22 protein-coding genes are annotated in these 25675 nt (G+C 59.8%); 9 read left to right on the top strand and 13 right to left on the bottom strand.

From position 1 onward, the window contains the following. Window positions 1–147 precede the first annotated feature (147 nt). From JMV15_RS25635 to codA, 4 genes are all read left to right on the top strand, one after another. A complete protein-coding gene (locus tag JMV15_RS25635) occupies window positions 148–1227 on the top strand; it encodes a patatin-like phospholipase domain-containing protein (protein WP_019818670.1) in 1080 nt (359 codons plus the stop codon). Between the two features lie 97 nt (window positions 1228–1324). Next, on the top strand, window positions 1325–1681 hold the full coding sequence (queD, locus tag JMV15_RS25640; RefSeq protein ID WP_003190259.1) for a 6-carboxytetrahydropterin synthase QueD: 357 nt from the start codon (window positions 1325–1327) through the stop codon (window positions 1679–1681). Window positions 1682–1911: 230 nt separating this feature from the next. After that, on the top strand, window positions 1912–3180 hold the full coding sequence (gene codB, locus JMV15_RS25645; RefSeq protein ID WP_019818676.1) for a cytosine permease: 1269 nt from the start codon (window positions 1912–1914) through the stop codon (window positions 3178–3180). Between the two features lie 50 nt (window positions 3181–3230). After that, window positions 3231–4466: a cytosine deaminase gene (gene codA / locus JMV15_RS25650; protein WP_014717864.1), complete on the top strand. Its 1236-nt coding sequence runs from the start codon at window positions 3231–3233 to the stop codon at window positions 4464–4466. 9 nt (window positions 4467–4475) lie between these two features. On the opposite strand, the gene JMV15_RS25655 is transcribed toward codA, so the two are convergent. From JMV15_RS25655 to JMV15_RS25675, 5 genes are all read right to left on the bottom strand, one after another. Beyond that, window positions 4476–6626, bottom strand: a complete 2151-nt coding sequence (locus JMV15_RS25655; RefSeq protein ID WP_038449678.1) for a lipase family protein — start codon at window positions 6624–6626, stop codon at window positions 4476–4478. Between the two features lie 13 nt (window positions 6627–6639). After that, on the bottom strand, window positions 6640–7419 hold the full coding sequence (locus JMV15_RS25660; RefSeq protein ID WP_038449676.1) for a hypothetical protein: 780 nt from the start codon (window positions 7417–7419) through the stop codon (window positions 6640–6642). Continuing rightward, window positions 7412–8248: a DUF4123 domain-containing protein gene (locus JMV15_RS25665; protein ID WP_038449675.1), complete on the bottom strand. Its 837-nt coding sequence runs from the start codon at window positions 8246–8248 to the stop codon at window positions 7412–7414. Before JMV15_RS25665 ends, JMV15_RS25660 begins: the two co-directional genes overlap by 8 nt. Beyond that, on the bottom strand, window positions 8248–10143 hold the full coding sequence (gene tssI, locus JMV15_RS25670; protein ID WP_038449673.1) for a type VI secretion system tip protein TssI/VgrG: 1896 nt from the start codon (window positions 10141–10143) through the stop codon (window positions 8248–8250). Before tssI ends, JMV15_RS25665 begins: the two co-directional genes overlap by 1 nt. A 296-nt stretch (window positions 10144–10439) precedes the next feature. Continuing rightward, window positions 10440–11426, bottom strand: coding sequence for a DeoR family transcriptional regulator (locus JMV15_RS25675; RefSeq protein ID WP_038449672.1), 987 nt, complete (start codon window positions 11424–11426; stop codon window positions 10440–10442). A 349-nt stretch (window positions 11427–11775) separates the two neighbouring features. Here JMV15_RS25675 and JMV15_RS25680 point away from each other — a divergent pair, with 349 nt between their 5' ends. Further along, complete coding sequence (locus JMV15_RS25680; protein WP_014717858.1) at window positions 11776–12927, top strand: MFS transporter; 1152 nt, start codon at window positions 11776–11778, stop codon at window positions 12925–12927. 8 nt (window positions 12928–12935) lie between these two features. Here the strand turns inward: JMV15_RS25680 and JMV15_RS28475 are convergent, their stop codons facing one another. The 7 genes from JMV15_RS28475 to JMV15_RS25715 all read right to left on the bottom strand — a co-directional run bounded on the left by JMV15_RS28475 (window position 12936) and on the right by JMV15_RS25715 (window position 20192). Further along, a complete protein-coding gene (locus tag JMV15_RS28475) occupies window positions 12936–13853 on the bottom strand; it encodes a hypothetical protein (RefSeq protein ID WP_014717857.1) in 918 nt (305 codons plus the stop codon). A 176-nt stretch (window positions 13854–14029) separates the two neighbouring features. Beyond that, window positions 14030–14197, bottom strand: a complete 168-nt coding sequence (locus JMV15_RS28480; protein ID WP_020301887.1) for a hypothetical protein — start codon at window positions 14195–14197, stop codon at window positions 14030–14032. A 291-nt stretch (window positions 14198–14488) separates the two neighbouring features. Continuing rightward, window positions 14489–15508, bottom strand: coding sequence for a type III secretion effector protein (locus JMV15_RS25695; protein ID WP_172832669.1), 1020 nt, complete (start codon window positions 15506–15508; stop codon window positions 14489–14491). Between the two features lie 234 nt (window positions 15509–15742). Then, window positions 15743–18136 carry a TonB-dependent siderophore receptor gene (locus JMV15_RS25700; RefSeq protein WP_019818702.1) on the bottom strand — a complete coding sequence of 798 codons (2394 nt, stop codon included), beginning with the start codon at window positions 18134–18136 and terminating at the stop codon, window positions 15743–15745. A 97-nt stretch (window positions 18137–18233) separates the two neighbouring features. After that, window positions 18234–19184 (bottom strand): FecR family protein, encoded by a 951-nt coding sequence (locus JMV15_RS25705; protein ID WP_019818704.1) that lies wholly within the window; start codon window positions 19182–19184, stop codon window positions 18234–18236. A gap of 26 nt (window positions 19185–19210) precedes the next feature. Next, window positions 19211–19711 (bottom strand): sigma-70 family RNA polymerase sigma factor, encoded by a 501-nt coding sequence (locus JMV15_RS25710; RefSeq protein WP_014717852.1) that lies wholly within the window; start codon window positions 19709–19711, stop codon window positions 19211–19213. A gap of 79 nt (window positions 19712–19790) precedes the next feature. Continuing rightward, on the bottom strand, window positions 19791–20192 hold the full coding sequence (locus tag JMV15_RS25715; protein WP_014717851.1) for a cytochrome c: 402 nt from the start codon (window positions 20190–20192) through the stop codon (window positions 19791–19793). Between the two features lie 147 nt (window positions 20193–20339). On the opposite strand from JMV15_RS25715, the gene JMV15_RS25720 reads away from it, so the two are divergent. From JMV15_RS25720 to JMV15_RS25730, 3 genes are read left to right on the top strand one after another with little or no spacing between them, the layout of a single operon-like run. Next, window positions 20340–21140 (top strand): glucose 1-dehydrogenase, encoded by an 801-nt coding sequence (locus JMV15_RS25720; protein ID WP_014717850.1) that lies wholly within the window; start codon window positions 20340–20342, stop codon window positions 21138–21140. Beyond that, window positions 21133–22959: a glycoside hydrolase family 15 protein gene (locus tag JMV15_RS25725; RefSeq protein ID WP_014717849.1), complete on the top strand. Its 1827-nt coding sequence runs from the start codon at window positions 21133–21135 to the stop codon at window positions 22957–22959. The genes JMV15_RS25720 and JMV15_RS25725 overlap by 8 nt, the downstream gene beginning before the upstream one ends. Next, a complete protein-coding gene (locus JMV15_RS25730; protein ID WP_014717848.1) occupies window positions 22947–23858 on the top strand; it encodes an alpha/beta fold hydrolase in 912 nt (303 codons plus the stop codon). Before JMV15_RS25725 ends, JMV15_RS25730 begins: the two co-directional genes overlap by 13 nt. Here the strand turns inward: JMV15_RS25730 and JMV15_RS25735 are convergent. Further along, on the bottom strand, window positions 23844–24812 hold the full coding sequence (locus JMV15_RS25735) for a GlxA family transcriptional regulator (RefSeq protein WP_014717847.1): 969 nt from the start codon (window positions 24810–24812) through the stop codon (window positions 23844–23846). The two genes, JMV15_RS25730 and JMV15_RS25735, sit on opposite strands and share 15 nt — an antisense overlap. 89 nt (window positions 24813–24901) lie before the next feature. Here JMV15_RS25735 and inhA point away from each other — a divergent pair, with 89 nt between their 5' ends. Further along, window positions 24902–25582, top strand: coding sequence for an isonitrile hydratase (inhA, locus tag JMV15_RS25740; protein WP_019818712.1), 681 nt, complete (start codon window positions 24902–24904; stop codon window positions 25580–25582). Window positions 25583–25675 lie beyond the last annotated feature (93 nt).

Here is a 25675-nt window from a genome sequence, read left to right on the forward strand (position 1 = left end):
GTTACATGATGTTTTCCTACGCCGGCCACGGTACGCGCTGCAACTTAACTGAAACTGAATTGCCACCATGGCAATTCCGGTTAAGCCATTTTTCCCACTGCCTGCGAGATTTCTTATACTGCCCCGCTCGCCTCAACAGAGACCGGTATGACAGCCATCCATATCAAGTTCCCGGCCTTGACCCTCAAGGCCGGCAAACGCGCCTTCACCCGCATCCGCGAGCAGGGCCTTGCGCCTGCCGACGTCGGTATCCTCCCCGGCGCGGCGGGCGGCCCCAAGGCCCTGGGTATCCAAGGGCTGGACCTGGCGCTGTTCGGTGACTGGTTGCCCCGTGCGCCGCGCGAGCGTGCGCTGATCGGCGCGTCCATCGGCTCGTGGCGGTTCGCCAGCGCCTGCCTGCCCGACCCGGTGCAAGGTTTGCTCGACCTGGGCCGCCTGTACAACGAGCAGCGCTTTGCCAAAGGCGTGACCATGGCGCAAGTCAGCCAGAGCTGCCAACGCATGCTCGACGACCTGCTGGCCGGGCGCGATGCGCGGGTGCTGGACAACCCCGACTATCGGCTGAACATCATGGTGGTCAAGAGCCACGGATTGCTCGCCGATGACCACCGTGGGCGGCTGGGGCTGGGCCTGTCATCGGTGATTGCCGATAATCTGCGGGGCCGCGCACGGCTGTCGCGGCATTTCGAACGGCTGATCATCCACGACCCGCGTCAGGCGCCTCCGGTACACCCCCTGAAAGATTTCCCCTCGCGCTTCCTCACCCTGGACGTGGGCAACCTGCGCCAGGCGTTGCTCGCGTCCGGCTCGATCCCCATGGTCATGCAAGGCGTGCGCGACCTGCCCGGGGCCGGGGTCGGCACCTACCGCGACGGCGGCCTGTTGGATTACCACCTCGACCTGCCCTACCACGGCGATGACATTGTGCTGTACCCGCACTTTACCGACCGGGTCATCCCCGGCTGGTTCGACAAGGGCCTGCCATGGCGACGCAGCAACCAGCAGGGCTTGCAGGATGTGTTACTGCTGGCGCCGTCCAGGGACTACCTGGCCCGCCTGCCCCACGGCAAGCTGCCAGACCGCAGCGACTTCAAGCGTTTCATGGGCGATGATCCAGGCCGCAACAAATATTGGCAAACTGCCATGAGCGAGAGCCAACGACTGGGGGATGAGTTTTTGGCATTGGCGGATAACGGCAAGCTCGGCGACCGTTTGCTAACCCTTTGACCGCATGGGTGCCTGCGGCCGAGGGGCGGTATGCGCAGAGGTTGATCAAACTGTTAAACTCGCCGCCTGCCAGACACCTGACCGAGCTGAAAACACTGTGGAAATCTTCAAAGAGTTTACCTTCGAATCCGCCCATCGCCTGCCCCACGTACCGGAAGGCCACAAATGCGGGCGCCTGCATGGGCATTCGTTCAAGGTGGCCATCCACCTGAGCGGCGACCTGGATCCCCATACCGGCTGGATTCGCGACTTCTCGGAGATCAAAGCGATTTTCAAGCCGCTCTATGAACGCCTCGACCACAACTACCTCAATGACATTCCCGGCCTGGAAAACCCCACCAGCGAAGTGCTGGCCAAGTGGATCTGGAATGAACTGAAACCCTTGCTGCCGGAACTCAGTGCGATCCGTATCCACGAGACGTGCACCAGTGGCTGCATCTATCGCGGTGAGTAAGAACCACCTGCGGGTGGTTTTTTTCGAAGCGCCGGCGGGCTGATCCATTTGGGAAACCCGCACAGACGCTGTTCGACTGAGCCAGTTTGGCTCACCGCTGCACTGCTTTTGCGCTGATTGGGAGGGGGCGGCCTTATAAAAGGCTTGCTCCCGTCAGCCCATACCTGCCTGCACCTGCATTGGCACGCAGGATGCACACGACCTGGGTCACCACTCAGGGAGCAGCCCCCATGACGCAGCAAGAACCCGGCAACGACTACCCTCTCAGCGAAGTCCCCTTGCACGCGCGTAAGGGCCTGGCCTCTACGGCCATGGTGTTGCTGGGGTTCACCTTTTTTACCGCGACCATGTTCGCCGGCGGCAAGCTGGGGGTAGCGTTCAGCTTCATGGATATGCTCGGCGTCGTGGCCCTGGGTAACCTGTTGTTGGGTATCTACGCCGCAGGCTTGGGTTACATCGCGTTCAAGAGCGGCTTGAACTCGGTGTTGATGGGGCGTTTCTGCTTTGGCGAAGTGGGCAGCAAACTCAGTGACTTGATCCTCGGTTTTACCCAGATTGGCTGGTATGCCTGGGGCACGGCCACGGCTGCGGTGGTATTAGGCAAGTATTTCCAATTGAGCCAAGGCAGTGTGCTGGGGCTGATGGTGGTATTTGGCTTACTGTTCTGCGCCACCGCCTACGTGGGGTATCGCGGCTTGGAAATCCTGTCCTACATCGCGGTACCGGCCATGGGCATCCTGTTGACGCTGTCGATGTGGGTCGCCACCGTGAAGGTCGGCGGGTGGGAGGGGCTGCTGGCGGTGGTGCCCAGCGCTGAGCTGGACTTGTCCACCGCCATCACGCTGGTGTTCGGGACCTTTGTCAGCGGGGCAACTCAGGCCACCAACTGGACACGGTTTTCGCGCTCGGCCAAGGTTGCGGTGCTGGCCAGCCTGATCGGCTTTTTTGTCGGCAACGGCTTGATGGTGCTGATCGGGGCCTATGGCGCCATCGTCTATCAGCAACCGGATGTGGTGGAGGTCTTGCTGCTGCAAGGTTTCGCCACGGCGGCGATGGCGATGTTGCTGCTCAATATCTGGAGCACCCAGGACAACACCATCTACAACTTCGCCGTCGCCGGTTGCAACTTGCTGCGCACCCAGCGTCGCAAGAGCGTGACCCTGGCCGGCGCGGTGATCGGCACCCTGCTCGCCTTGTTCGGCATGTACGACCTGCTGGTGCCGTACCTGATCCTGCTGGGTACGGTCATCCCGCCGATAGGAGGCGTGATCATGGCGGACTTCTTTTATCGCTATCGCGGCCACTATCCCCGCTTGGCAGAGGCTCGCTTACCGGCGTTCAATTGGCCAGGTCTGATCGCGTATGGGGTGGGCACCGTGGTCGCATTCAACTCGCCGTGGGTCGCGCCGTTGGTGGGAATTTTTGCCGCATCGCTGACCTATGTGCTGCTCAGCGCCATACTACGCGCCATGACCGCCTGGACATCGGTATCGCCCTGAGGATCTGGCGGCTGTCTGCCTGATTGTTTTTAGCCAAGAGGAACTTGCCCATGCACATCATCAATGCCCGCCTGCGCAACCGTGAAGGCCTGCATGATCTGCACCTGGAACACGGCCGGATCGCCAGCATCACTGCGCAAACGGGGGAGCCGGCGCTGATGGCCGGCGACTTGGACGCCGCCGGCAACCTGGTCATACCGCCCTTTGTCGAGCCCCACATCCACCTCGACGCCACCCTCACCGCCGGCGAGCCGCGCTGGAACATGAGCGGTACGCTGTTTGAAGGCATCGAGTGCTGGGGCGAACGCAAGGCCACCATTACTCTGGAAGACACCAAGGCCCGGGCCAAAAAAACCATTCAGACCCTCGCCGCCCATGGCATCCAGCATGTGCGCACCCATGTCGACGTCACCGACCCAGACCTTACTGCACTCAAGGCCCTGCTGGAGGTACGTGAAGAGAGCACGCACCTGATCGATTTGCAAATCGTCGCCTTTCCCCAGGAAGGCATCGAGTCCTTCCGCAATGGTCGTGAGTTGATGGAAGAAGCCATTCGCCTGGGTGCCGATGTGATCGGTGGCATCCCCCACTTCGAATACACCCGCGACCAAGGCGTGAGTTCGGTGAAGTTCCTCATGGACCTGGCCGAACGTACTGGCTGCCTGGTGGACGTGCACTGTGACGAAACCGACGACCCCCACTCACGCTTTCTCGAAGTCCTAGCGGAAGAAGCCCGCAGCCGCGACATGGGTGCCCGCGTGACCGCCAGCCATACCACCGCCATGGGTTCCTACGACAATGCTTACTGCGCCAAGCTGTTTCGCCTGCTGGGGCATTCCGGCATCAGCTTTGTCTCGTGCCCCACCGAAAGCATCCACCTGCAGGGCCGCTTCGACAACTTCCCGAAACGGCGCGGTGTCACCCGTGTGAACGAACTGCTTGAGGCCGGCATGAACGTGTGTTTCGGCCAGGATTCCATCGTCGATCCCTGGTACCCGCTGGGTAACGGCAACATTCTGCGAGTACTGGAGGCCGGTCTGCACATCTGTCATATGCTCGGTTACCGCAATTTGCAAAACGCCCTGGACCTGGTCACCGACAACAGTGCCAAAGCCATGGCCCTGGGTGATCGTTATGGGTTGCAAGCAGGCCGCCCGGCTAACCTGTTGATCCTGTCGGCCGACAGCGACTACGAAGTCATACGTAGCCAGGGCTTGCCGCTGTACTCGATTCGCAACGGCAAGGTGCTGATGAAGCGGCAACCGGCGCAGGTAGAGTTTATGTAACCGCGCGGGTTAGACGATTGAGTCGATGTCCAGCGTTTGCCCCCGTGCCTGTTCGTCGTGGGCAGGCGGCGGGATGCTGGCGAATTGGGCCGGCTCACGATTCTCGCGGTGGCTGAACCAACGTTTGAGGCTCGATTGGAGATGTGCAGAACGGGCATGGCTGCCGTAGACATCGCGGGCTTCCAGGCGTCGCCAGCGCAGGCTTGCCAAGCGCTCACGACTGGTGTGCAACCGGTCGATCTCTGCGTTCAAGGCATCAGTAGGTTCATGGCTACGATCATTGGCAGGGCGCCGTAGCGCAAGTTCACGCCGCTTGGCCCGGAGTTGCTCGCGCATGTCTTCAAAGGCCCGGTCGAGCAGCTCGAACTCCCTCTGAGTCACCAACGCGCCCTCACTCTCCAGGGTTTGTTGCCAGCGGCGCAATGTCGCCCACGCCGCGGGGATGTAGCTGGTGGTCATGAAGTGCTGGTCGGCTTGAAACAGCTGCCTCAGCACATTATCGCGCTCGGGCATGTCGCCCTGCAGTTGCAATGCGCGGTTGCAACCCGCTTCTTGGAGGGATTCACAGCCAGGCTTCCATAACACCGAGGAGTGGCTGCCATCCGGGAGCGTGATCGGCATGAAGTGATATTGCTCGCCATGATGTCGATAAGGGTTACCACCCACCCGCACCAGCCCTGCGGCGAACAACAGGCCACCGGGCACGGGGTGGCTGAATAGCGTGATGGCTCCGGGAATCCAGAGCTTGGCGGTGGTATTCATCCAGGGTGCCGGGACGCTGGGGACAGGGTCGTTGTGGTTGACGATGCGGTGGTGGACCAATGTTGAGGCGCCGGCAGTGAATTCGGCGTCGGCGGCGCGGGGGGCGCCGTAGGTGTAGAGCAGAATGTTGTAGTGGGCGTCTGGGGTTCGGCGCAGTCCTTCGGCCAATAGCAATGCAATGGCGCCGCCGAGGCTGTGACCGCAAATTACGATGCGCTGACCTGTGTGAAACTGATCAAGATATTGCAATACGAAATTACGCATAGCCCGATAGGCCTGGTAAAAACCATCGTGTGCTTTTCCAATACCGCCTTCAAAAGCCACCTGATGGGCGTCGGCGTCACGTAATGCGTCGGCACGGCTGACCGTTCCTCGCACAGAAATCAGGATGACTTCATCGTGGTGGGTGATGAAAGCCTGGGTGTCAGTACCGAATTTTTCATCATCGAAAAAGTGCAAGCGTGCGGGGTGTTCCTGTTCTTCCTTCCGTTCCGGGCGATTTTGTGGATACAACTGCGGATCGAAAGGCAGGATTTCGAAGCGTTGGGAGTAAGGGATATCTTCGTAGAGGGGGTAAAAACGGTGTGATTGCTTCGGATCAATTCGCCAGGCTTCGTGATACACCGAAAGCTGTTCAGCGAATAAATTTCCAACGCTCGGATCTAACGGAAACCGAACTTCGTCTAACGGTCTTTCTGCGGGGACCTGCCCAAAATCGCAGTAACTCAACGCAGCAAACAATGCCAGTTGGTATAGGTTCAAGGCGCAGAAGCTGTCTTCGGTGGATAACATTGGGCGTAACGCCCGTAGGGGTCGTACTTCTAGAACGGTGTGCTTGTTGGGGAACAGTACGATACCCACCAATGAGGGCTGAGGCGGGCCGAAGCCCAGATCGGCCATCATTTTCAATGCGTGACGCTTGGGAGAGTGGACTCGAGGCGTTGTTGGAGGCAAATGGGCGACATGACGAACTAAATCTCTCACTTCGACTTGATAAAATCGGCTGGCTTGAAGTTGGGCAGGATTGGCTTTAATACGACGTCCATCGACCGCAGCAAATCTGGTTTGCTCAGCACGAAATTGAAGCTCGGTGATAGGTAGCTGATAAGTCGGCCGCATCATTAAACGACGATATGGCTGTTCGGTTCCTGAATACAGATCGTCAAAAATGAGGACCACAGGACCGCTGTAAATATCATTTAGCTTGGCGAATCCTTCTCCGTTCAGTCTACCTTTGTACTCTTGTCCAGCGCTGTCTCGGACCGTGTACGGCAGGCCGCCGTACGTCGCACCAACTCCAGTTTCATCGACCAAGCAAAAACTCACCCATTGCCCTCGCAATGAACAAGCTGGCGTGCTGTCACTGAAAAAGGGGCGCTTCCTTGCGTCAAAATACATGCATTACTCCTTATTACTCACACGATGGATAAATATTACAAATGCGGCCATCCGGCATTTTTATCGGTTTAAAGTCGGTGGTATTGCCGTTGCAATAAGCGTCCCGATCGGCAAAGTTTTTACCCCTGCATCGCTTCCATCCACCTGGAACATTTATCCAATTATCATCAAAGGCAGGTAACTCATCCTCACTGACAGATAGCACCAACCTCAGCTTTTTCCCCGGTAATTGCGGACGTTGCGCCACGCCCCCTACCCGCGACTCTTGCAACTTGCCCATCGAATCCAATGAATTGCAGATCAGAAGTTTTCTAATCGCGTGCAAAGGCCCGACCGTCCGAAAGTGCCATTTACATTGCCCACGTATTTCCTGCACACCCGACTCGGGCATCCCAGGTAGGTCGGCCTCCAAACGGTCGCGAATGGAAATACTCCCGAAATTCCCGCCCACATCCGTAATCCGCGTCCCCCACTTCGCATAGAAGTCAAACTCCACACTGCGTAGTACCAATGGACAACCCTCTACCGTTTCAGTCAATGGCAACTCATAACTCACGCTGCTCGCTACAGGCTTGTAGTCTGTAAAAAAGACTTTTCGCTCAGGTCTTTTGCCTCGCCGCCGAGGCAAGGTGCAGGTCTCACCCGTTGCGGGCCGGTAGTTGGCAGCCGTTTTAAGTTCAAATTGCGCCGGCAAATCCACCTCCAATGTAAAACGCTCCACCGTCCTCCCCGTACACCCCGAAAGCCACGCACCCGTAATAACCACCAGCACCCACCCTATCCACCTATTCACCTTTCCCTACCTCGCTGTGCCACTGCTCCATCACTCGTTCAAAATGCTCCCCTGGCGGCTCGCCAATCCTCGGTAACCAATGAATAACACTGCTGCCGGTCGCCTCTGCCAACCGGCGTACCACCAGGAACTCGAGCTGCGCCGGCTCCCGCCATTGCCAGCTGCGTGCCTGCTCCAGTACCTGGGCCAGCCAAATCCTGGGGTCTTGGAATTCGACCAATGCCGCCAGGTCTTCACTGTGCTCAGCCAGCAGGTAGCGCAGGATATTGGCGTGCAGGATGGCTTCGGCGTGAGGGTTGGGTGTGTCGAGCCACGGCGCTGGATCAGGCGCAGGGTAGTCGCCCGGCGCAGGATTTTCGTGGTGATGCCAACGGCCTTCATGCCAATAGCACACGCTGATCAGTGGTCCGAGGTAGGCGGGCCAATGCTCTTTGCCCAGATGGGCCAAGGCACGGGCCAGGGTGCGATTGTCGTGAATGCGATAAAGCACCTGACGGCCTTCTGGCGCCACCCGCAGTCTCTCGCGCCAATGGCGCGCCACACCCACCAGGTCGCTGGCCGACAGGCTGGCGAGCCAGCCCCAGTTCGACTCGGGGTGTAGCAACAGGTCGGCCAAGGCAGGCTCATTCAGTTGTTCCAGTAACAGTATGAGCGGGCCTGTATTCGCCAACTCCGCCGCAGCGGTCTCGCTGTAGAGGTTGCAATAGTGCGACGGAGCACGGTTTGCCATCAGGCGTTGGCGAGCCTCGTGGTTACCATCAAGCATCAGGCACAATGGGTGTCCGCTCTGCTGTTGTTGGGCCATCCAACAATGGAGCAAGCTGTCCATCAGGCCGCCCTCCCTGGGATATCGCACAGGCCTTCGCGGCAGCCTTCGCACAGAGGGCAAAAGTCGGCGCCCAGTTGCTTGGCCAAGTCCATGATGACGTTTTGCACAGCAGAGATTTGCGTGCCGGCAACCCCTGATGGGTTCACCGAACGGCTTGCAGACGGCGAACCGCCCAGAGTGATGGACCGGCTGCTGGAAATACTGCCGGCTTGCATCACCAGGTGTTCCCCGCCTGCCTTCAAGCTCAGTTGTGCGCCGGCCTCTATCACCAGGCTGGCGCCGGCCTTGAGATGAACCTGCTGCCCGGCTTCGATCAACAAGCTCTTGCCAACGCGAGTCACGCTATCGCCCTCCACCTCCAGGCGACTGTCATGCCCCACCCGTTGCTCCAGGTCACGCTGGGCACGCAGGTAGATGAGTTCTTCGCCGCGCCGGTCTTCCAAGTGCAACTCGTTGGCGCCTCCGCCGCCCGGCGAGCTGCGGCTACGCAGTACGCTGCGTGTCTTGTGCTGCGGCAAAGCGTACGCCGGCAAGTGCGATGCATTGGGCAGGCAACTGGTGACAAGGGGTTGGTCCGGGTCGCCCTCCAAAAAGCTCACCAGCACTTCCATGCCCACCCGTGGAATGACCATGGCGCCAAACCCATCACCCGCCCAACCGGACGCCACGCGCAGCCAACAACTGCTCGTCTCGTCGCCCTTGTCCGCGCGATCCCAATGAAAGCGCACCTTCACACGGCCATAGGCATCGCAGTGCACGTCCTCGCCGGCAGGCCCGGTTATCGTCGCGGTCTGGCTGCCACTGATCGTCGGTTTGGGGTGCTTGAGGGCAGGTCGATGCACTGCGCGCCAGGGGGTTGCAGTGAACCGGTTGCGATAGCCTTGGAACCCATTGGCATCAACGATCGACTCCTCCAGCACCTGCGGCTGGTAACCCTCATGACGCACCGAGGTCAGCAACCATAAGTCGTTGCAGGCTGGGTCCGGGTGATCGCACAGTTCAAGGAAGTGGCCACTGCATAGCGCCGGTTGATCGCTCTTGCCCAGCACTCGATGGCGATCACGCTGGTGACGCTCCAGGCTGCGTCGCGCCAGCTTCGCACCACGTGCATGGCTCGTAAAGCCAGCAGGGTAGCCATAGTCTTCCAAAGGATCCGCCGGCCCGGCACCGGCTTGGTCATGCAGGCGAAACGAAGGGTGCTCAAAGTCATAGTCACGACGTACGGTGCGCCGGCTGCGCGTGACCAGGCGCCGGTCGAAACGTTGGACGACCGGGGCCCCAAGCGATGGATCAGCCGAGGAACAATAACGCTGTACCGGCAACCGGCGAAACACCGTCTGGTCATCACCAAACACCAGCAGATGATTCTCTGCACTGTGACGAAAGTGATAGTGAATGCCCTCCTCTTCACACAGCCGTTGGATGAAATGCAGGTCGGACTCCCTGTACTGCACGCAAAAGGCGCGTGGTGGATACACCACCGGCCCGAGCTCAAAGGCATAGGCGTCGGCGAAGATGCCGTGCTGTTCGAGGACCGCAACAATGATCTGCGGTACGCTGCGCTGCTGGAAAACCCGCTGGTCGCAACGATAGGCAAGGGATGCCAGACGTGGCGCCAGTGTCAGGTGATAAAGGGCGAGCCGCATACCGGGATCATCCCGACCGATGGCAAAGATTTGCCCATGCAAGCCCTGACCTGCTTCGCCGAAGTGCAGATAGGCGGGTTGATGAAGCAATGCCTCCAGGTCAAGGAAGGGGTCTTCGCTGACTAACTGCACCTGTATAAAGTAGGGCTGGTCGAGGGCTTCGCTGCCTTTGAATGCCACTATCTGAAAATCTGTCTTTATACCTGCAAGGACCAATTTGAAACGTGACGAAACAAACGCGTTAACCATCCTTTGTTACCCGTCTTCAACTTTTCGTTTGAACAGCTTTCCCTCGTCAACGCCATTTGGATTGAGAAAAAGCACCTGAATGCGCTAAAGCTTAGCGATTTCAGGCGACTTTCGGCCCTTCAGAAATAATAAAGAAGTTTCGTACAGCAAAGATGGAAGTGTCTTTTACAGAATATAAATACAGCCAAAAAATCATCTAATAATTAGAGGCAAACTCTGACTGCGGCTTGTACTCTCTTAACTGAGTTTTAAGGAAACGGCTGACGCTTATTTAAGGCATCAGTCATTTCCGATGTTCAGACTTTTAATTGCGCTGTCCCGAAAAGACTAACACTCAGCACGTTTCCTGATTCGATCTGCAAGCGCACTGGCGCCGTGCCACCCGGCATTACCACCGCTACGTCGCCCCCCTCAACCCAACCTGCTCGCCATGCCGCGCACGCCACTGCACTGGCGCTGGTCCCCGAGGACGCCGTAGGCCCCTCTCCTCGCTCAAATACGCGTGCGATGATTCGATTGCCAGCGTCTCGAGCAACCCATTGCAGGTTGACCCCACCGACACAGGGTTGGCCGCACCCTGCCGGCGGTGCAAAAGCGATGGCCTTCAACTGCTTGAAAAGTACCGACTGATGCATCGTGTCACAGCTTGGCAATGCCGAAACCTGCTCAACCAGCGTCACACAATGGGGGTTGCCAACCCGGACAAATTGACTGCTCCCCCATTGCGGATTGAGCGACGTCAAGGCTGCCACATGACTGAGTTCATGCCGCCCCACAGCCACCGGGCTCACGCCAACCGCCCCCACCGCCAAGGGGCCAAACTCGGGCCGGCCCAAGGCCAGCCAGAAGCCTGGCACCTGTTCATGCTCAGCCGGCTCGACACAGGTGATTACGGGCGATACCGCATCCGGCTTGTCGTGATACACCCGCAACTCGCTGCCATGGACCAGCAAACCCTGGTCGGTCAACGCTTGGGCAAAGATAGTCAGCCCATTGCCACTGCGTTCGGCGAGAGAGCCGTCGGTATTGATGATCAGCAGATCAAACGGTGGCTGGGCCTGAAATGGCCCGACCAACAAACCATCGCAGCGATGCGCCTTGGCACCAGCAGGACGCGGCAACGAACCCCAACCACATTCCGACGCAATCGCCGATGCGGCCCACGCCTTACGCGTGCTCGCAGCCAAGCCGGCAGTGTCGGGCACGGCAATACCCTGGCGGCATAAATAGGCGGGGCTGACCACCCCATAGATATTGCCGCGCGCGTCGTAGAATCGGGTCATAACCACACCAACCGGAAATTCTTCATCGGTTCGTCCGTTCACTTATCTACTATCGGGACAGCAGCGTATTACACAACAGCCGGTCTGTGGGAAGTGAGCTGGAAGGTGGTAATCCGCCGCAAGAAACCTGGGGTTCAACCACTCCCCGCAGGGATTACACACCTTCCAGCCCACCTCCTACAGGCTCGATCATTTCTACGTGGTGACCGGCCACCAAAGCGTTCCGTGTTTGTAAAAAGAATGCCTCACGCCCCGTAACACCTAGGGAACCCGATTCGCTCAAGAGGGCCTGATATGCAAGGATGTCGCGCCGGACATCGTTCGTTGAACGCCAAACCAAGGATTTTCCATGACTGCCATTCCCACTCCTGCCCCCGTGGTTCCCGGGCGACTGGAGCAGATGTCGACCCGCATCGCTTTTTTTATCGCAGGTTTTGGTATCGCCGCCTGGGCGCCGCTGGTGCCGTACGCCAAGGCGCGTGCGAATCTGAATGAAGGCACCCTTGGCCTGCTGCTGTTATGCCTGGGGGTGGGGTCGATCATCGCAATGCCGGCAGCGGGCGCGCTGGCCTCGCGTTACGGTTGCCGACGCGTGCTGAGCGCAGGGACACTGATGATCTGCCTGGCCCTGCCGATGCTGGCCACCGTCAGTTCCATCCCGTTGCTGATTGCCGGGTTGTTCCTGTTTGGCGCAGGCCTGGGCACCGTGGACTCCACCGTCAACCTGCAAGCGGTGATCGTTGAGCGCGCCAGTGGCAAAACCATGATGTCGGGTTTCCATGGTTTGTTCAGCCTGGGTGGCATTGTCGGCGCTGCGGGGGTTGCGGGGTTGCTGGGCCTGGGCCTGTCGCCATTGCAGGCGACCCTGGTGGTGGTGGTTATTACACTGGCGGCGCTGTTGAAGGCTGCACCGCACTTACTGCCTTATGGCAGTGAAAGTTCGGGGCCGGCATTTGCAGTGCCCCATGGTGTGGTGTTGTTTATCGGTTGCCTGTGTTTCATCGTGTTCCTGGCTGAAGGCGCCGTACTGGATTGGAGCGCTGTGTTCCTCAGCGCCGAGCGCGGCCTGGATGAGGCCTACGCCGGCCTGGGCTACGCGGCATTTGCCTTGACCATGACCGCTGGACGCCTGACCGGTGATGCGATTGTTCGACGCCTGGGCCCCACGCGGGTCATCGTGATGGGCGGCACGCTGGCCTGTGCCGGCTTGCTCCTCGCGACGCTATTGCCTGCGTGGGAAACTGCGCTGCTGGGGTATGCGCTGGTGGGGGCCGGGTGTTCGAATATCGTGCCGGTGCTGTACACCGCCGTGGGTAAGCAAACGGTAATGCCGGAGCATATTGCAGTGCCTGCCATCACCACATTGGGCTACGCCGGCATTCTCGCCGGCCCCGCCGTGATTGGTTTTATCGCCCACGGCAGCAGCTTGAGCACTGCCTTCATCCTGATCGCCGTATTGCTGGCGGCGGTGGCCATCAGCGGCAAAGTCCTAAAGGTGTAGCTTGCCTTTCAGCGTGCCTTGCGTGCGGCGTCTTGCTCATGCCACCGTTCGAGGCTTTTGTTGCTGAGCCACCCCTCTTTGTGAGGCGGGCCAAATAGTCGTGTGCCATTGGCGCGCTCCAACGAAGGCAGCAAACCTGGACGCTCAATAATGTTCTTCGCGGTGTAGACACAGAGTTCGCTGTATTTGGACTGGGGCATGCCCGTGGACGCATCCAGCACCGGCGCGCCCTGCTGATCAACCTCATGCGGGTCCTGCATGACCTCCCGCAGCCTGGCTATTTCAACATACTGATGCGGTTCAAACAGGTAGGTTCGGTCCATGGCCTTGTCTCTCAACAGCGGAAACTGGCTTTGTAGCGCCTCCACCACCTGCGCATTGCCTTGCGCATGAAACGGGTCCTGACTGAACTCGGTTGCCGAGCTGTTCCCCTGCAACGCTTGGGCCGCCGCGCGGAGGCTGTCACGGGTGATATCGCCGTCACGACTGAAGATCGCGTCACATAACCGCGGGCGCTTGAGCATTTCCCCGACGACCTGAATCACGCCGTCCAACGCCTCGCTTTCACCCATAGGATGAACGGCGATCCGCTGCAAAGACATCCACGTCAAGCGCCCATCATTCAGAAAGGAGTGCAGCAGGCCGAAGGATTTTTCCAGGGCCTTCGCCAGTTGGTTGTCCGTTGAGCTAGCACCCGGCGGGGTACCACTGGCCCGCCCAAGGGGAAAGTTCTGCAAGTCACGATGGCGCAGAGCGGACAATGTTCCGCGTAAAAGAAAAGGCTTGCGCGAACCCTCGCCCGACGTCGATGAAGGGGGTTGATGCCAAGTCTCAGGGTGGATGGCCGCTGATGACGTAGTTGAGTGTACGGCCGGCTTGTCGGGGGGCAGAGGCCGTCCGGAAGGTAATACACCCTCGATTGTCATGGGTTTTCTCCAACACTTTTCAGATGCATATCCGCAGGGTGATTTTTACCTTGATGGGCAAAATCAACGAATGGACTCTACCCAGGCAGGCACCTCATGTGTGGTTGGAGGAACTCGGCAGTTCCGAGTCAACGATACCTACCAATGACAATATGTAAAACCGTGGTCAGCCGCGGTTAACCCAGCTTGCGCCTACGCCACCAGCCTGCCAGGCAATTGATCAACCCCGTGTCGTTCAACGAATCGGCGCCCTCCCCCCTGACCTGCGGGTCTGCCAGCATGCCCCGGGAAAAGTCGTCCGACACGGGCGCCTGGAATCTACGCTCGCCGGCATAAGCCTTCATACGCCGTGCTTCTGCCTCATATTCCGTCGACGCAAAAGGGAAGCTACGCGAGGGGCCGCGCTCCTTGGATACTGGTGGACTTGTACGTTGGGTACTGCGCAACAGGTCGATGGGACCGTTTGGGGAAGAATTAAACGAGGCTGAAGTCATATGTTTTCCCTCATTCAGAATCTGAAAAGCGGCGGGTCGAATTACAACCGCAAGTATCACCTCTGTGGCAAATGGGCGTAATTCGTTCCTTGAAACATATTGGACTGGCGCCGCCCCCGAGAGGCGGCGCCTGAAGAGCGGTCAGCGGGACAACAAGTACAGTCCTGTACGGCTGATTTTCCCGTCGTCATCTTTACTGGCGCGGTTATCCATTTTCTCCAGCAGATCACTGCGCTTGCGTATTATTTCCTGGGATAACTGAATCAGATGGTCCTTGGCTGCGTCGCCGGTAAGTGGCTGGCAGGCCCACTTTTTCAGGTCGCGGATTTTAAGGCTTGAGCCCCCGCTCCCGTTTTTCAACTCGTCGAAATGCTCAAGCAGCTCACCGGCCAGTTCCTTGTCGCTCTTGTACTTGAAGTAGTTTTCTCCTTTGATTACCGCGTTCAGGCTGTGCCGGTCGATCAGGCCATCCAAAGCGCCCGTGGAACCGTGCCGGTCCAATGCGGCCATCAGTTCCGGACGTCGTAGCAGTTCATTGGCCAGGCGAATGTTCTCGTTCATGACGGGGTTGGGCGACCACCCTCTTTTTGCCATTGCAAGAATGCTGTCAACGCTAATGGAACCAGGGTTCTTCGGGTCTCTGAAGGCATTGAAGTTATCGCGCAACTGCTGCGCCAGCTCTTCTCTATTTTTCAGCGAGTACTGCGGATCAGGCCTGCCGGGGGCGGGCGGATACGGCCGACCTGCAGTGGGGTCCGGCCTCGGTGGCGGATTACTCCCAATGGGGTTCGGCCTGGGTGGCGGGTTGCTGCAACCTGGGTTCGGCTTTGGCGGCGGATGCCCACAGCCAGGATGCATAGACGGCCGATGTCCGAAGAACCAATGACTGATCCAGTGCGGGAGTTGGCCCAGGAAATTCTGCATCGCCGGTGGTCTGTGGTGATGTCCACGCACGTCAGCTGCGGAGGTGGGTGCCTGGGGGTTACCGAATACCGGCCCGGCTTTGTTGTCCCCCGATTGAAAATTCACATGGGCAGCATTCTGGCCCTTGAAGGAAGGTGCAGCCTGGCGCGTGTTTTTGACCTCGGCCTTGGCGCTGGCCTGTGAAAGGTCAGGCGTTGATGAAGCAGAGACGGGTGTATCCAACATCGATACCGACATAAGTTTCTCCATACAGTGGGCGATTTTCAGCTTGTCGCTCCAACGCAGTGTCGAAGCCCATCAGCTTTCCCATGTGTGGTTTTGCGTCGGAATCAGTTCCTGATCCAGCCATAATCTGTGCTGTGGTGATGTAGGAAACAGAGTGTGGTCTTGCAGCAATGAGTGCGCGGAGCGCTTTGCCCAGGCAAAAAAAATCGCCCCCCTGAGGTTGCGATTTTCCCCAGAGACGACAGATCAGAACCCGACGCTTGCCTGTACAAAGAAGGTGCGAGGCTCGCCCAGGTACAAGCCGGCATTGTTATCGCTGGAGCGCGTGTAATGCTGCTGGTCGAAGACGTTTTTCACGCCCACACCCAGCTTCAGGTTCGACAACTGCGCGCCGAAGTCATAACCGCTGCGCACGTTGACCGAGACATACCCTGGGATATCACCGTATTGACCATCCGCGGTGCCTTGGGTGATGTAGGTGGTTCCGGTGCCTGGCGCCCGTTGGCCGGACTGGGCATAGACATCCAGGTTGTGGGTCCAGTGGTTGACGTCGTAACGCAGGCCCAGGGTCGCCACTTGGCGGGAATACAGTGGCAGGTCGCGGCCCTTGAACGGCACATCACCTTCGGAGGTGGCCTTGGTGTAGGTGAAGCCCGCGTTGGCGGTCAGGCCGTCGAGGCGCGGGTCGAGGTTGGACAGGTCGTAATGGGCCGATGCTTCGATGCCGCTGTGCTTGGTGGCGCCGAGGTTGGTCCAGCCCACGTCATTGCTGACGTATTGCAGTTCATCCGAGAAGTCGATGTAGAACAGCGTCACTTCGCCGCCCCAGACGCTGTCGTTGTAGCGCGTACCGACCTCGTAGGTCTTGGCCTTTTCCGGGTTCAGGCCGTTGGCCGTCTGGTCGCCGGTACCGCCCTGGCCCAGTTGGAAATACTGCAGGCTGCCGAAGGAGGTTTCGTAGTTGGCGAACAGTTTCCAGGCGTCAGACACGTGGTACATCACGCTCAGCGCCGGCAGCGGTTCGTTGTTGTGGACCTCGCGGCGTTTTTCCTCGGTACGCTTGCCGTTCAGGGCCACGACTGGGCGGTCATGCCATTCGGTACGGATATCTTCAAAGCGAATGCCCGGGGTGATGGTCCATTTGCCAATATCGATTTTGTTATCGATATAGAAGGCGTTGGCTTCAGTGCCCCCCGTGCGGTCCTGATACACGTGACCGTCGCTCTGCCCGCCCGGCGTCGGTACGTTGTTGACCAGGTTCAGGCTGGTGGCCTCCTCGTGCATGCCTTCTTTGAGGTAGCGATAGCCCACGCTGACTTCCTGGGTACTGGGCCCCAGGTCAAACACATGGGACACACGCGGCTCGATGCCGAAGGTGTAGTAGGTGCGCGGGTAGGAACTGAGGGTCTTGAGGTCGCGGTTGGCAATGTTGCTGCCACGGAAACTGTCGGAATAGTAAGTCAGCACTTCGGCCTGGGTGCGGTCGTCGATCTGGCGGATGTACTTGAAGGAGATGTCCTTGCGGCGCCCGCTGAAGTTGTCCCAGTCACGCACCGATTGGTACGGGTTGGCATCGAACTGCTTCTGGGTCAGGCCGCCGGGCATATCGGCGCTGGCATCGTAATAGTGGAAGTTCAGCGAGAAATCGTCTTGATCGGTCGGCGCCCAGTGGGTCTTGAAGATCACATCATCGATGTCGTTGCCGTTGTTGCTGTTGCGGTAACCGTTGCCATTGACTCCGGAGTACAGCAGCGCGGCACCGATACCGTTGTCGGCCGTGCCGCCGATAAAGGCGTTTTCCACATGCTTCCAGCCCCCGTGGGCAGACGTTTGCAGGGTGGTGCCGACTTCCCCGGAGAAGTCTTGCGGGATCGCACGGGTTACGAAGTTGATCACGCCGCCGACGTTCTGTGGCCCATAACGCACCGAACCCGCGCCACGGACAACGTCGATACTTTCCAGGTTACCGGCAGAAATTGGCGCCATCGACAGCTGTGGCTGGCCGTAGGGAGCGAACGCAGCCGGTACGCCGTCAATCAGCACGGTGGAGCGCGGCGACAGGCGTGACGTCAGCCCGCGCACACCGACGTTGAGGGAAATATCACTGCCGCCGGTGCCGTTGGATTCCTGCACTTGCACGCCAGGCACACGGCGCAGCACATCACCGACGTTCATCGCGCCCTGCTCTACCATGGCCTCGCGGCGAATAACCGTGCGCGCACCGGGGTGGTTCTGCACCACTTCGGCATCGGCGTCGGCAAGCCAGTCGCCCACCACTTTGATATCGGTGACCCCCAGTTCCAGCGGTGAGCCCGCTTCACCGGTGCCGCTGCGCACCGGACGCAAGGTCACGGAGCCGGCGTCAATCTGGTAATCCAGGCCACTGCCTTGCAGTAATTGCCGCAGGGCTTGTTCGGGCGAGAGGTTGCCATCGACCGCGGGAGCTTGCTTGCCAGCCACCATATCGGGGCTGAAGAACACTTGCAGCGAGGTCTGCTGGCCCAATTGGCTCAAGGCTGCGCCGAGGGATTGGGCACGAATGTGGATGCCCTCGGCAGCCTGTGCGGTACTGATGGCAACGGCCAGGGCCAAGGGCGCCCAGCGGGAAATTTTATTGTTGTGAAGAGCAAGTTTTTTCACGTCGAACCTAGTCCTGTGATCGCAAGCATGCGCAGCCGTTAATGCAAACCAGTTGCAGTTGTACGAGAAGACGAAGAACTCGAAAAAAACCTGAACGTCAGCGTGAAATAATTTCCTGGCTACCGTCCGGCAAAGTGCGCAAGGCGACCGGCAGGATGTGGGGCAAGGCCTTGAGCAAAGCGTCGGTGTCGCTGGATTTGAAGACGCTGGTCAAGCGCAGGTTGCCCACCGCTGCCGTACTGACCCGCAGCGGTTGCTCGCGGTAGCGCGACACTTCCCGCGCCACGTCTACCAGGGTGGCGTTGTTGAACACTAGTTTACCGCTGCGCCACGCGGTCAGTTCTTCAGGGTTCACCGCGTAGGCCGCCGCCACTTGGCCTTGGGGATCGACATGGGTGCCACGCCCGGCGGTGAGCGTGACGATGTGATCGGATGCCCGGCCCTGCACCTTGACCGTGCCGGCTTCGACCGCCACGCGGGTCTGGTCCGCCTCCCGACGTACATCAAAGCGCGTGCCGGTGACGGTCACCTGCCCTGCCCCGGCTGCGACCACAAACGGGCGTTCGGCGTCATGTTGCACGCTGAACATCGCCTCGCCCTGCTTGAGCTCTACGCCCCGACGGCTCTTTTCGTAGCGAACCGCGACCACGCTGCGGCTGTTGAGGTCCATCACGGAACCGTCAGGCAAGGTCACCTGACGATGCTCGCCTAACCGCGTGCTGAATTCGGCATTGTAGGGCTTTGGCTGCCCCAGACCGCTGTACGCACCCAGGCCCACTGCAACGGCGACCACACTGGCGGCCACGGCATAACGCAGCAGCGCACGCCGTCCAAGGCGCTCGGTTGGCGCATCGCCCAGCGCCTGCAAGCGGGCCTTGGGCAGCAAATCCGTCGCACTCCATAGCCCTTGCAGCACATCGATTTCGTACTGATGCGCGGGCTGCGACCTGCGCCAGGCATCGAAACGTTGACGTTCCTGGGCGCTCAATGGGCCGTCTTGCAGGCGTACAAACCACTGCGCGGCCTCATCACGGACACGGTTATCCATCGTGGAAGATCCTGTTTCAAAGCCGGTCATGGCGCGCTCGCATCCAGACGATCACGCAGATGCCGCAAGGTGCGGATCATATACTTTTCCACCATGTTTTTAGACAGCCCCAGGCGTGTGGCGATTTCCTGCTGGGTGAGCCCTTCGATCTTCTGCCAGATAAAAATCCTGCGACAGTTGAGCGGCAATTCGGCCAGCGCCCGCTCGATGGCGTCGGCCAATTGGATCGCGTGCATGTAATGTTCCGGGTCGCTACTGTGCGGCGTACTGTGATCAACCACCTGCAGCGTCAACGTCTCGCGACGGTCTTCGCGGCGGTAGGCGTCCACCGCAATATTGCGCGCGGTTTGATGCAGGTAGGCGCGCGGTTGCGCCACCTCGCAGGCAGCGGACTCAAGCACACGCACGAAGGTGTCGTGCGCCAGGTCTTCGGCTTGCTGACGGTTTCTCAGGCGGCGTGTCCAGGTGCCGATCAACTCTTCGTAGTGCTCGAAAAAGCCTGTTCTGCGGGGCGGCTGAGGAGTCATCGCGAGAGCACTGGGGAGGCGGGGCGTGAATAGTAATGCTTCCTATTAAGTGGGGCAATTGCTGCTCATCGCCCACCCACTATTTGTTTGAAATGACCTCACTCATGTATTGATGCAAATCGCGAAAGTCTTTAACGCTCCAGGCATGTGGCGCGATCTTTACGCCATTGTCCTGCAGCGTCTTGGGGATCAGGTTGCCATTGGGGCGAAGGATGACCGAGGAGACGATAACGCCAGGATATTCATGGAGTCGTTTCTTGAAGGCGGCGGTTGTCAGGTCGGGGGTTGGCGGATTGCTTTTTTGAGCCAATGGCCCCGTGCCTTTGATATCGGGCCCATGGCACACAGCACAGCGCTGTAGATACAGCGTTTTACCATTGCTGTTATCGGCAAGGCACAGGGCTGTTTGAGTCAGTGATAAAACGGCCAAGACGCCGCTGACTAACAGTTTGATCAATCTGGTATCGGCCCACGCCTGCATTCCATCGCTTCCTGTATTGCCCTTTGTTTTCAGCATCATACGATAAAGTCGCGCTTTTACCCGCGCTGGGCGTAAACGCGAGGGGGTGAACTTCCGCTCCCCGCCGCCAGTCAGCAAGAAGGACTCTCATAAAACGGTGGGTGGGCGATGCAGATTTCCTTGCAGCAACAAGTGGCCCTGGTCACCGGGGCCAGTTCCGGCATTGGCGCGGGCGCGGCCAAAGCCCTGGCCGCAGCGGGCGCCGCGGTGGTGCTTAACTACAACTCCCAGGCGGCACCGGCTGAGGCTCTCGCCGCGCAGATCAATGCCAACGGCGGCCGAGCGCTTGCGATTGGCGGCGATGTGTCCAAGGAGGCCGATGTCGAACGCCTGTTCGCGCAAACCCTCGACGCCTTCGGCCATCTGGATATTCTGGTGGCCAACTCCGGCCTGCAAAAAGATGCCAATCTGGTCGACATGACCCTTGAGGATTGGAACACGGTGATTGGCGTCAACCTCACCGGGCAGTTCCTGTGCGCGCGGGCGGCGGTGCGTATCTTCAATCGCCAGGGCGTTCGCGATGGTGTGTCACGGGCCGCCGGCAAAATCATCCATATGAGTTCGGTGCATCAAGTCATCCCCTGGGCCGGGCATGTGAATTACGCCGCGTCCAAGGGCGGCGTGGAGATGCTGATGCGCACCCTCGCCCAGGAAGTCAGCGAACAGCGCATCCGTATCAATGGCATTGCGCCAGGGGCGATTCGCACGGCGATCAACCGCGCGGCCACCGAAGGCGCGGCAGAACAAGAGCTGCTTAAATTGATTCCCTATGGTCGTGTCGGTGACGTCGAAGACGTGGCCAACGCCGTGGTGTGGCTGGCCAGCGATGCCTCTGATTATGTGGTTGGCAGCACCTTGTTCATCGATGGCGGTATGAGCCTCTACCCGGAGTTCCGTGGCAATGGTTGATTTCAAGAACGAACCTCAAAGTGCCATTGATGCCCACGGGATCATTGGCGACATGCGCAGCGCGGCACTGGTGAACGACCGCGGCAGCATCGACTTCTTCTGCTGGCCGGAATTTGACAGCCCGTCGGTGTTTTGCGCATTGCTCGACACGCCCGAGGCCGGCACATTTCAGCTTACCCCGGACCTGCCCAACGCCCGCCGCGAGCAGATCTACCTGCCCGACACCAACGTGCTGCAGACCCGCTGGCTGAGCGATGAAGCGGTGGTGGAGATCACCGACCTGCTGACCGTCAGCGAAAACGTCGATGAACTGCCTTTGCTGATCAGGCGGGTACGGGTGGTCAGTGGCAAGGCGACTATCCACTTAAGCTGCGCCGTGCGCCACGACTATGCCCGGGCCGCTACCGAGGCGAAGGCCGAGGCTGCCAGTGTCGTGTTCACCGCCAACGGCCAACCCGGCCTGCGCCTGACCGGCAGCCAGCCGCTGACCCTCCAAGACAACACCGCCATCGCCACCTTTACCCTCGCCCAGGATGAAGGCGCCGAATTTGTCCTCGGTGGCCAGGAGGATGCGCGCGTCACCAACGACTGTACTGACCTCTACCTGGAGCGCACCTTGAAGTTCTGGCGCGGTTGGATCAGCCAGTCCAACTATCGCGGGCGCTGGCGCGAGATGGTCAACCGCTCGGCACTGGCGCTGAAACTGCTGACCTCGCGCAAACACGGCGCCATCATCGCCGCGGCCACGTTCGGGCTGCCGGAAACGCCCGGCGGCGAACGCAACTGGGACTACCGCTATACCTGGATCCGCGATGCGTCGTTCACCGTCTATGCGTTCATGCGCCTGGGTTTCGTCGAGGAAGCCAACGCCTATATGCGCTGGCTCAGGGGTCGGGTCAGCGACTGCTGCGGCCAGCCGACCAAGATCAACATCCTGTACGGCATCGACGGTCGCCAGGAACTGCCGGAAACCACCCTCGACCACTTGAGCGGCCACGGCGGCGCCCAACCGGTACGGGTGGGCAATGAGGCGTTCGATCAGATCCAGCTGGATATCTATGGCGAACTGATGGACGCGGTCTATCTGGTGAACAAGTACGGCGAAGCCATCTCCCACCAAGGCTGGAAACACACGGTGGAAGTGGTCGACCAAGTGTGTGAGATCTGGAACCGCAAAGACGTAGGCATCTGGGAAATGCGCGGTGAGCAGCACCACTTCCTGCATTCACGCCTGATGTGCTGGGTGGCCCTGGACCGTGCCATTCGCCTGGCCTCCAAACGTTCGCTGCCGGCCCCGTTCGCACGCTGGGACCAGACGCGCCAGGCGATCTACGCCGACATCTGGAGCAACTTCTGGAACGAAGAACGCGGGCATTTCGTCCAGCATATCGGCAGTACGGCGCTGGACGGCTCGATGCTGTTGATGCCGCTGGTGCGCTTCGTTGCAGCCACCGACCCGCGCTGGCTGGCGACGCTGGAAGCGATCCAGAAAAGCCTGGTGCGCGACGGCATGGTCTACCGCTACCGCAATGACGACAGCCAGATCGATGGGCTGCAAGGCGTCGAAGGCGCGTTTGCCGCCTGCTCGTTCTGGTACGTCGAATGCCTCGCGCGCGCCGGGCAAGTCGAAAAAGCCCATCTGGAGTTCGAGCAGTTGCTGCGTTACGCCAACCCGCTGGGGTTGTACGCCGAAGAGTTCGACAGCCAGGCCCGGCACTTGGGTAACACGCCCCAGGCCTTGAGCCACTTGGCATTGATCAGTGCGGCAACGTTCCTGGACCGCAAACTCAGCGGGGAGAAAACCGTATGGCAACCGTGACGTCCCCTGCGCCGCTGCTGTATGTGCGCACAACCCTGCTTGATGTGGCTTACGAAACCCACGGCCCCATCGATGGCGAACCGGTGATCCTGTTGCATGGCTTCCCTTACGACCCACGGGGCTACGACGACATCGCGCCGGTGCTGGCTGAACGTGGTTATCGGGTATTGGTCCCGTATTTACGCGGTTATGGCCCGACGCGATTTATCAACACGCAAGTGATGCGCTCCGGCCAACAGGCGGCGCTGGCCAAGGATTTGCTCGACTTCATGGATGCATTGTCGATCCCGCAAGCCACCCTCGCCGGCTTTGACTGGGGTGGGCGCGCCGCCTGTATTGTCGCGGCGCTATGGCCACAGCGGGTGCGCGGGCTGGTGACCGGCGATGGCTACAACATCCAGGCCATCAGCCAGTCGCTCAAACCCCGGCCGCCTGAGACAGAGCACCGGCTCTGGTATCAGTACTACTTTCACACCCAGCGCGGGGTCGACGGCTTGACGGCCAACCGGCGTGAACTCTGCCAATTGCTCTGGACGCTGTGGTCACCGTCCTGGGCCGAAGGGCCAAGCCGCTACGCCCTGACCGCGCCGTCGTTTGATAACCCGGATTTTGTCGAGGTGGTGATTCATTCCTATCGCCATCGCTTTATGTATGCGCCGGGTGATCCCGCGCTGGAATACATCGAGCAGGCGCTGGTGCCCCAACCGGCGATATCGGTACCGAGCATTTCGTTGTGTGGGGCCGATGACGGTGTGGGCCCGCCGCCGCTTGTGGATGACGATGTGGAGCACTTCAGCGGCTTTTATCGCCGGCAGGTGTTGCCCGGCGTGGGTCATAATGTTTTCCAGGAAGCGCCGCAGGTCACGCTTGAAGCACTGCTGGAACTACTGGAGCGGTGAAAAACGCTCTCGATAAGCCTGGGGCGTCACTGACAAGGCCCGCAGAAAGCTGCGGCGCAAAGTCTCTTCACAGCCAAAACCGCATTGCATGGCGATACGTTTGATGGAGGTCGTGCTGTCTGCCAGTTGCCGGCGTGCGTTTTCGACGCGAATCAGTTCCACGGCCCGCGCCGGTGTTTGGCCAGTCTCGGTGCGGTAATGGCGTACAAAGCTGCGCTCGCTCATGCCAGCCTGGGCTGCCAGGGTGGCGATGCTCAAATCCAGCGTCAGGTTATCGGCGATCCAGGCATGCAGCTCGGCAAAACGGCTGTCGCTTTTTTGCAGAGATAACGTCACGCTGAATTGCGACTGACCGCCAGGGCGCTTGAGGAACACCACCAAGTGGCGCGCCACCTCCAGGGCAATCGCACGCCCCAGGTCATCCTCTACCAGGGCCAGGCACAGGTCGATCCCGGCGGTCACGCCAGCAGACGTCCACACCGCGCCCTGCTGGATGAAAATCGGATTGGCCTCCACCGTGAGTGCAGGGAACTTGCGCGCCAGTTCTTCACAGCGCGTCCAGTGCGTGGCCACGCGGCAACCATCAAGCAGACCACTGGCGGCCAGCAGAAAAGCCCCGGTGCAGACCGAGGCCATGCGCCGGGTGTGCAGGGATTTATCACGCACCCATTGCACCAGCGTCGGGTCCTCGGCAACACCGTACACACCCCAGCCACCGGCGATCACCAGCGTGTCGCAGGGCTGGTCAATGGCGGGCAGCGGCTCGGCCAGCAGCGCCAGGCCGGCCGACGTCATTACCGGCCCAGCCTGAGTAGCAATGACGTTGACCGCGTAGGGCAATGGCAAACCACGTTGGCGCGCGAGATCGTTAGCCGATGCGAACACTTGTAGAGGCCCGGTGACATCGAGCACCTGGGCATTCTCAAACGCGAGTACATGAATAATTTTTGGCATGATTGGCGAGATTAGTGGGCTCAATGGCGTATTCGCCAAAGCCTATGCTTCTACAGTGAGGACGTCCATTCCTTTTCGGAGCTTGAACCATGACCTTGCAGATCGGTTTTCTATTGTTCCCCGGCATCCAGCAACTGGACCTTACCGGCCCCTATGATGTCCTCGGTTCGCTGCCAGACGTGAAACTGCACCTGGTGTGGAAAGACCTCGCGCCGATCACCTCCAGCACGGGCTTGGTGTTCACGCCGACCATCACTTATGCCGACTGCCCGAACCTGGATGTGCTCTGCGTACCCGGCGGCGCCGGTGTGGGCCCTTTGATGGAAGACCCGCAAACCCTGGATTTTCTCAAGGCCCAGGCACAGACAGTGCGCTACATGACCTCGGTGTGCACCGGTTCATTGGTATTGGGCGCGGCAGGGTTACTGCGCGGTCGCAAGGCCACCACCCATTGGGCCTACCACCACCTGCTCGCCCCGCTCGGTGCTATTCCCGTACAGGAACGTGTGGTGCGTGATGGCAACCTGTTTACCGGCGGCGGGATCACCGCCGGCATCGACTTTGCCCTGACTCTGGCCGCGGAGTTGTACAGCGAAGCGGCGGCGCAACTGGTACAACTGCAGATCGAATACGCGCCGGCCCCACCGTTTGACTCAGGCCGCCCGGAGACGGCGCCCCGGCATGTGCTGGAGGAAGCCAACAAGCGCACGGTGGAGTCACGCAGAGTGCGCGGGGAGATTGTTGCGCGGGCAGCTGCGCGGCTGGGGTGAAGTTGGATTTCTCACGTCCGGTCGCTGAATTTGCAGCGACTGGGAAGGTCCGTGGGAATGAACCGGTTTCAACGCTTGAACGTGAGGTAAGTC

The organism is Pseudomonas paracarnis (genome assembly GCF_904063055.1).
GTDB classification, from domain to species: domain Bacteria; phylum Pseudomonadota; class Gammaproteobacteria; order Pseudomonadales; family Pseudomonadaceae; genus Aquipseudomonas; species Aquipseudomonas paracarnis.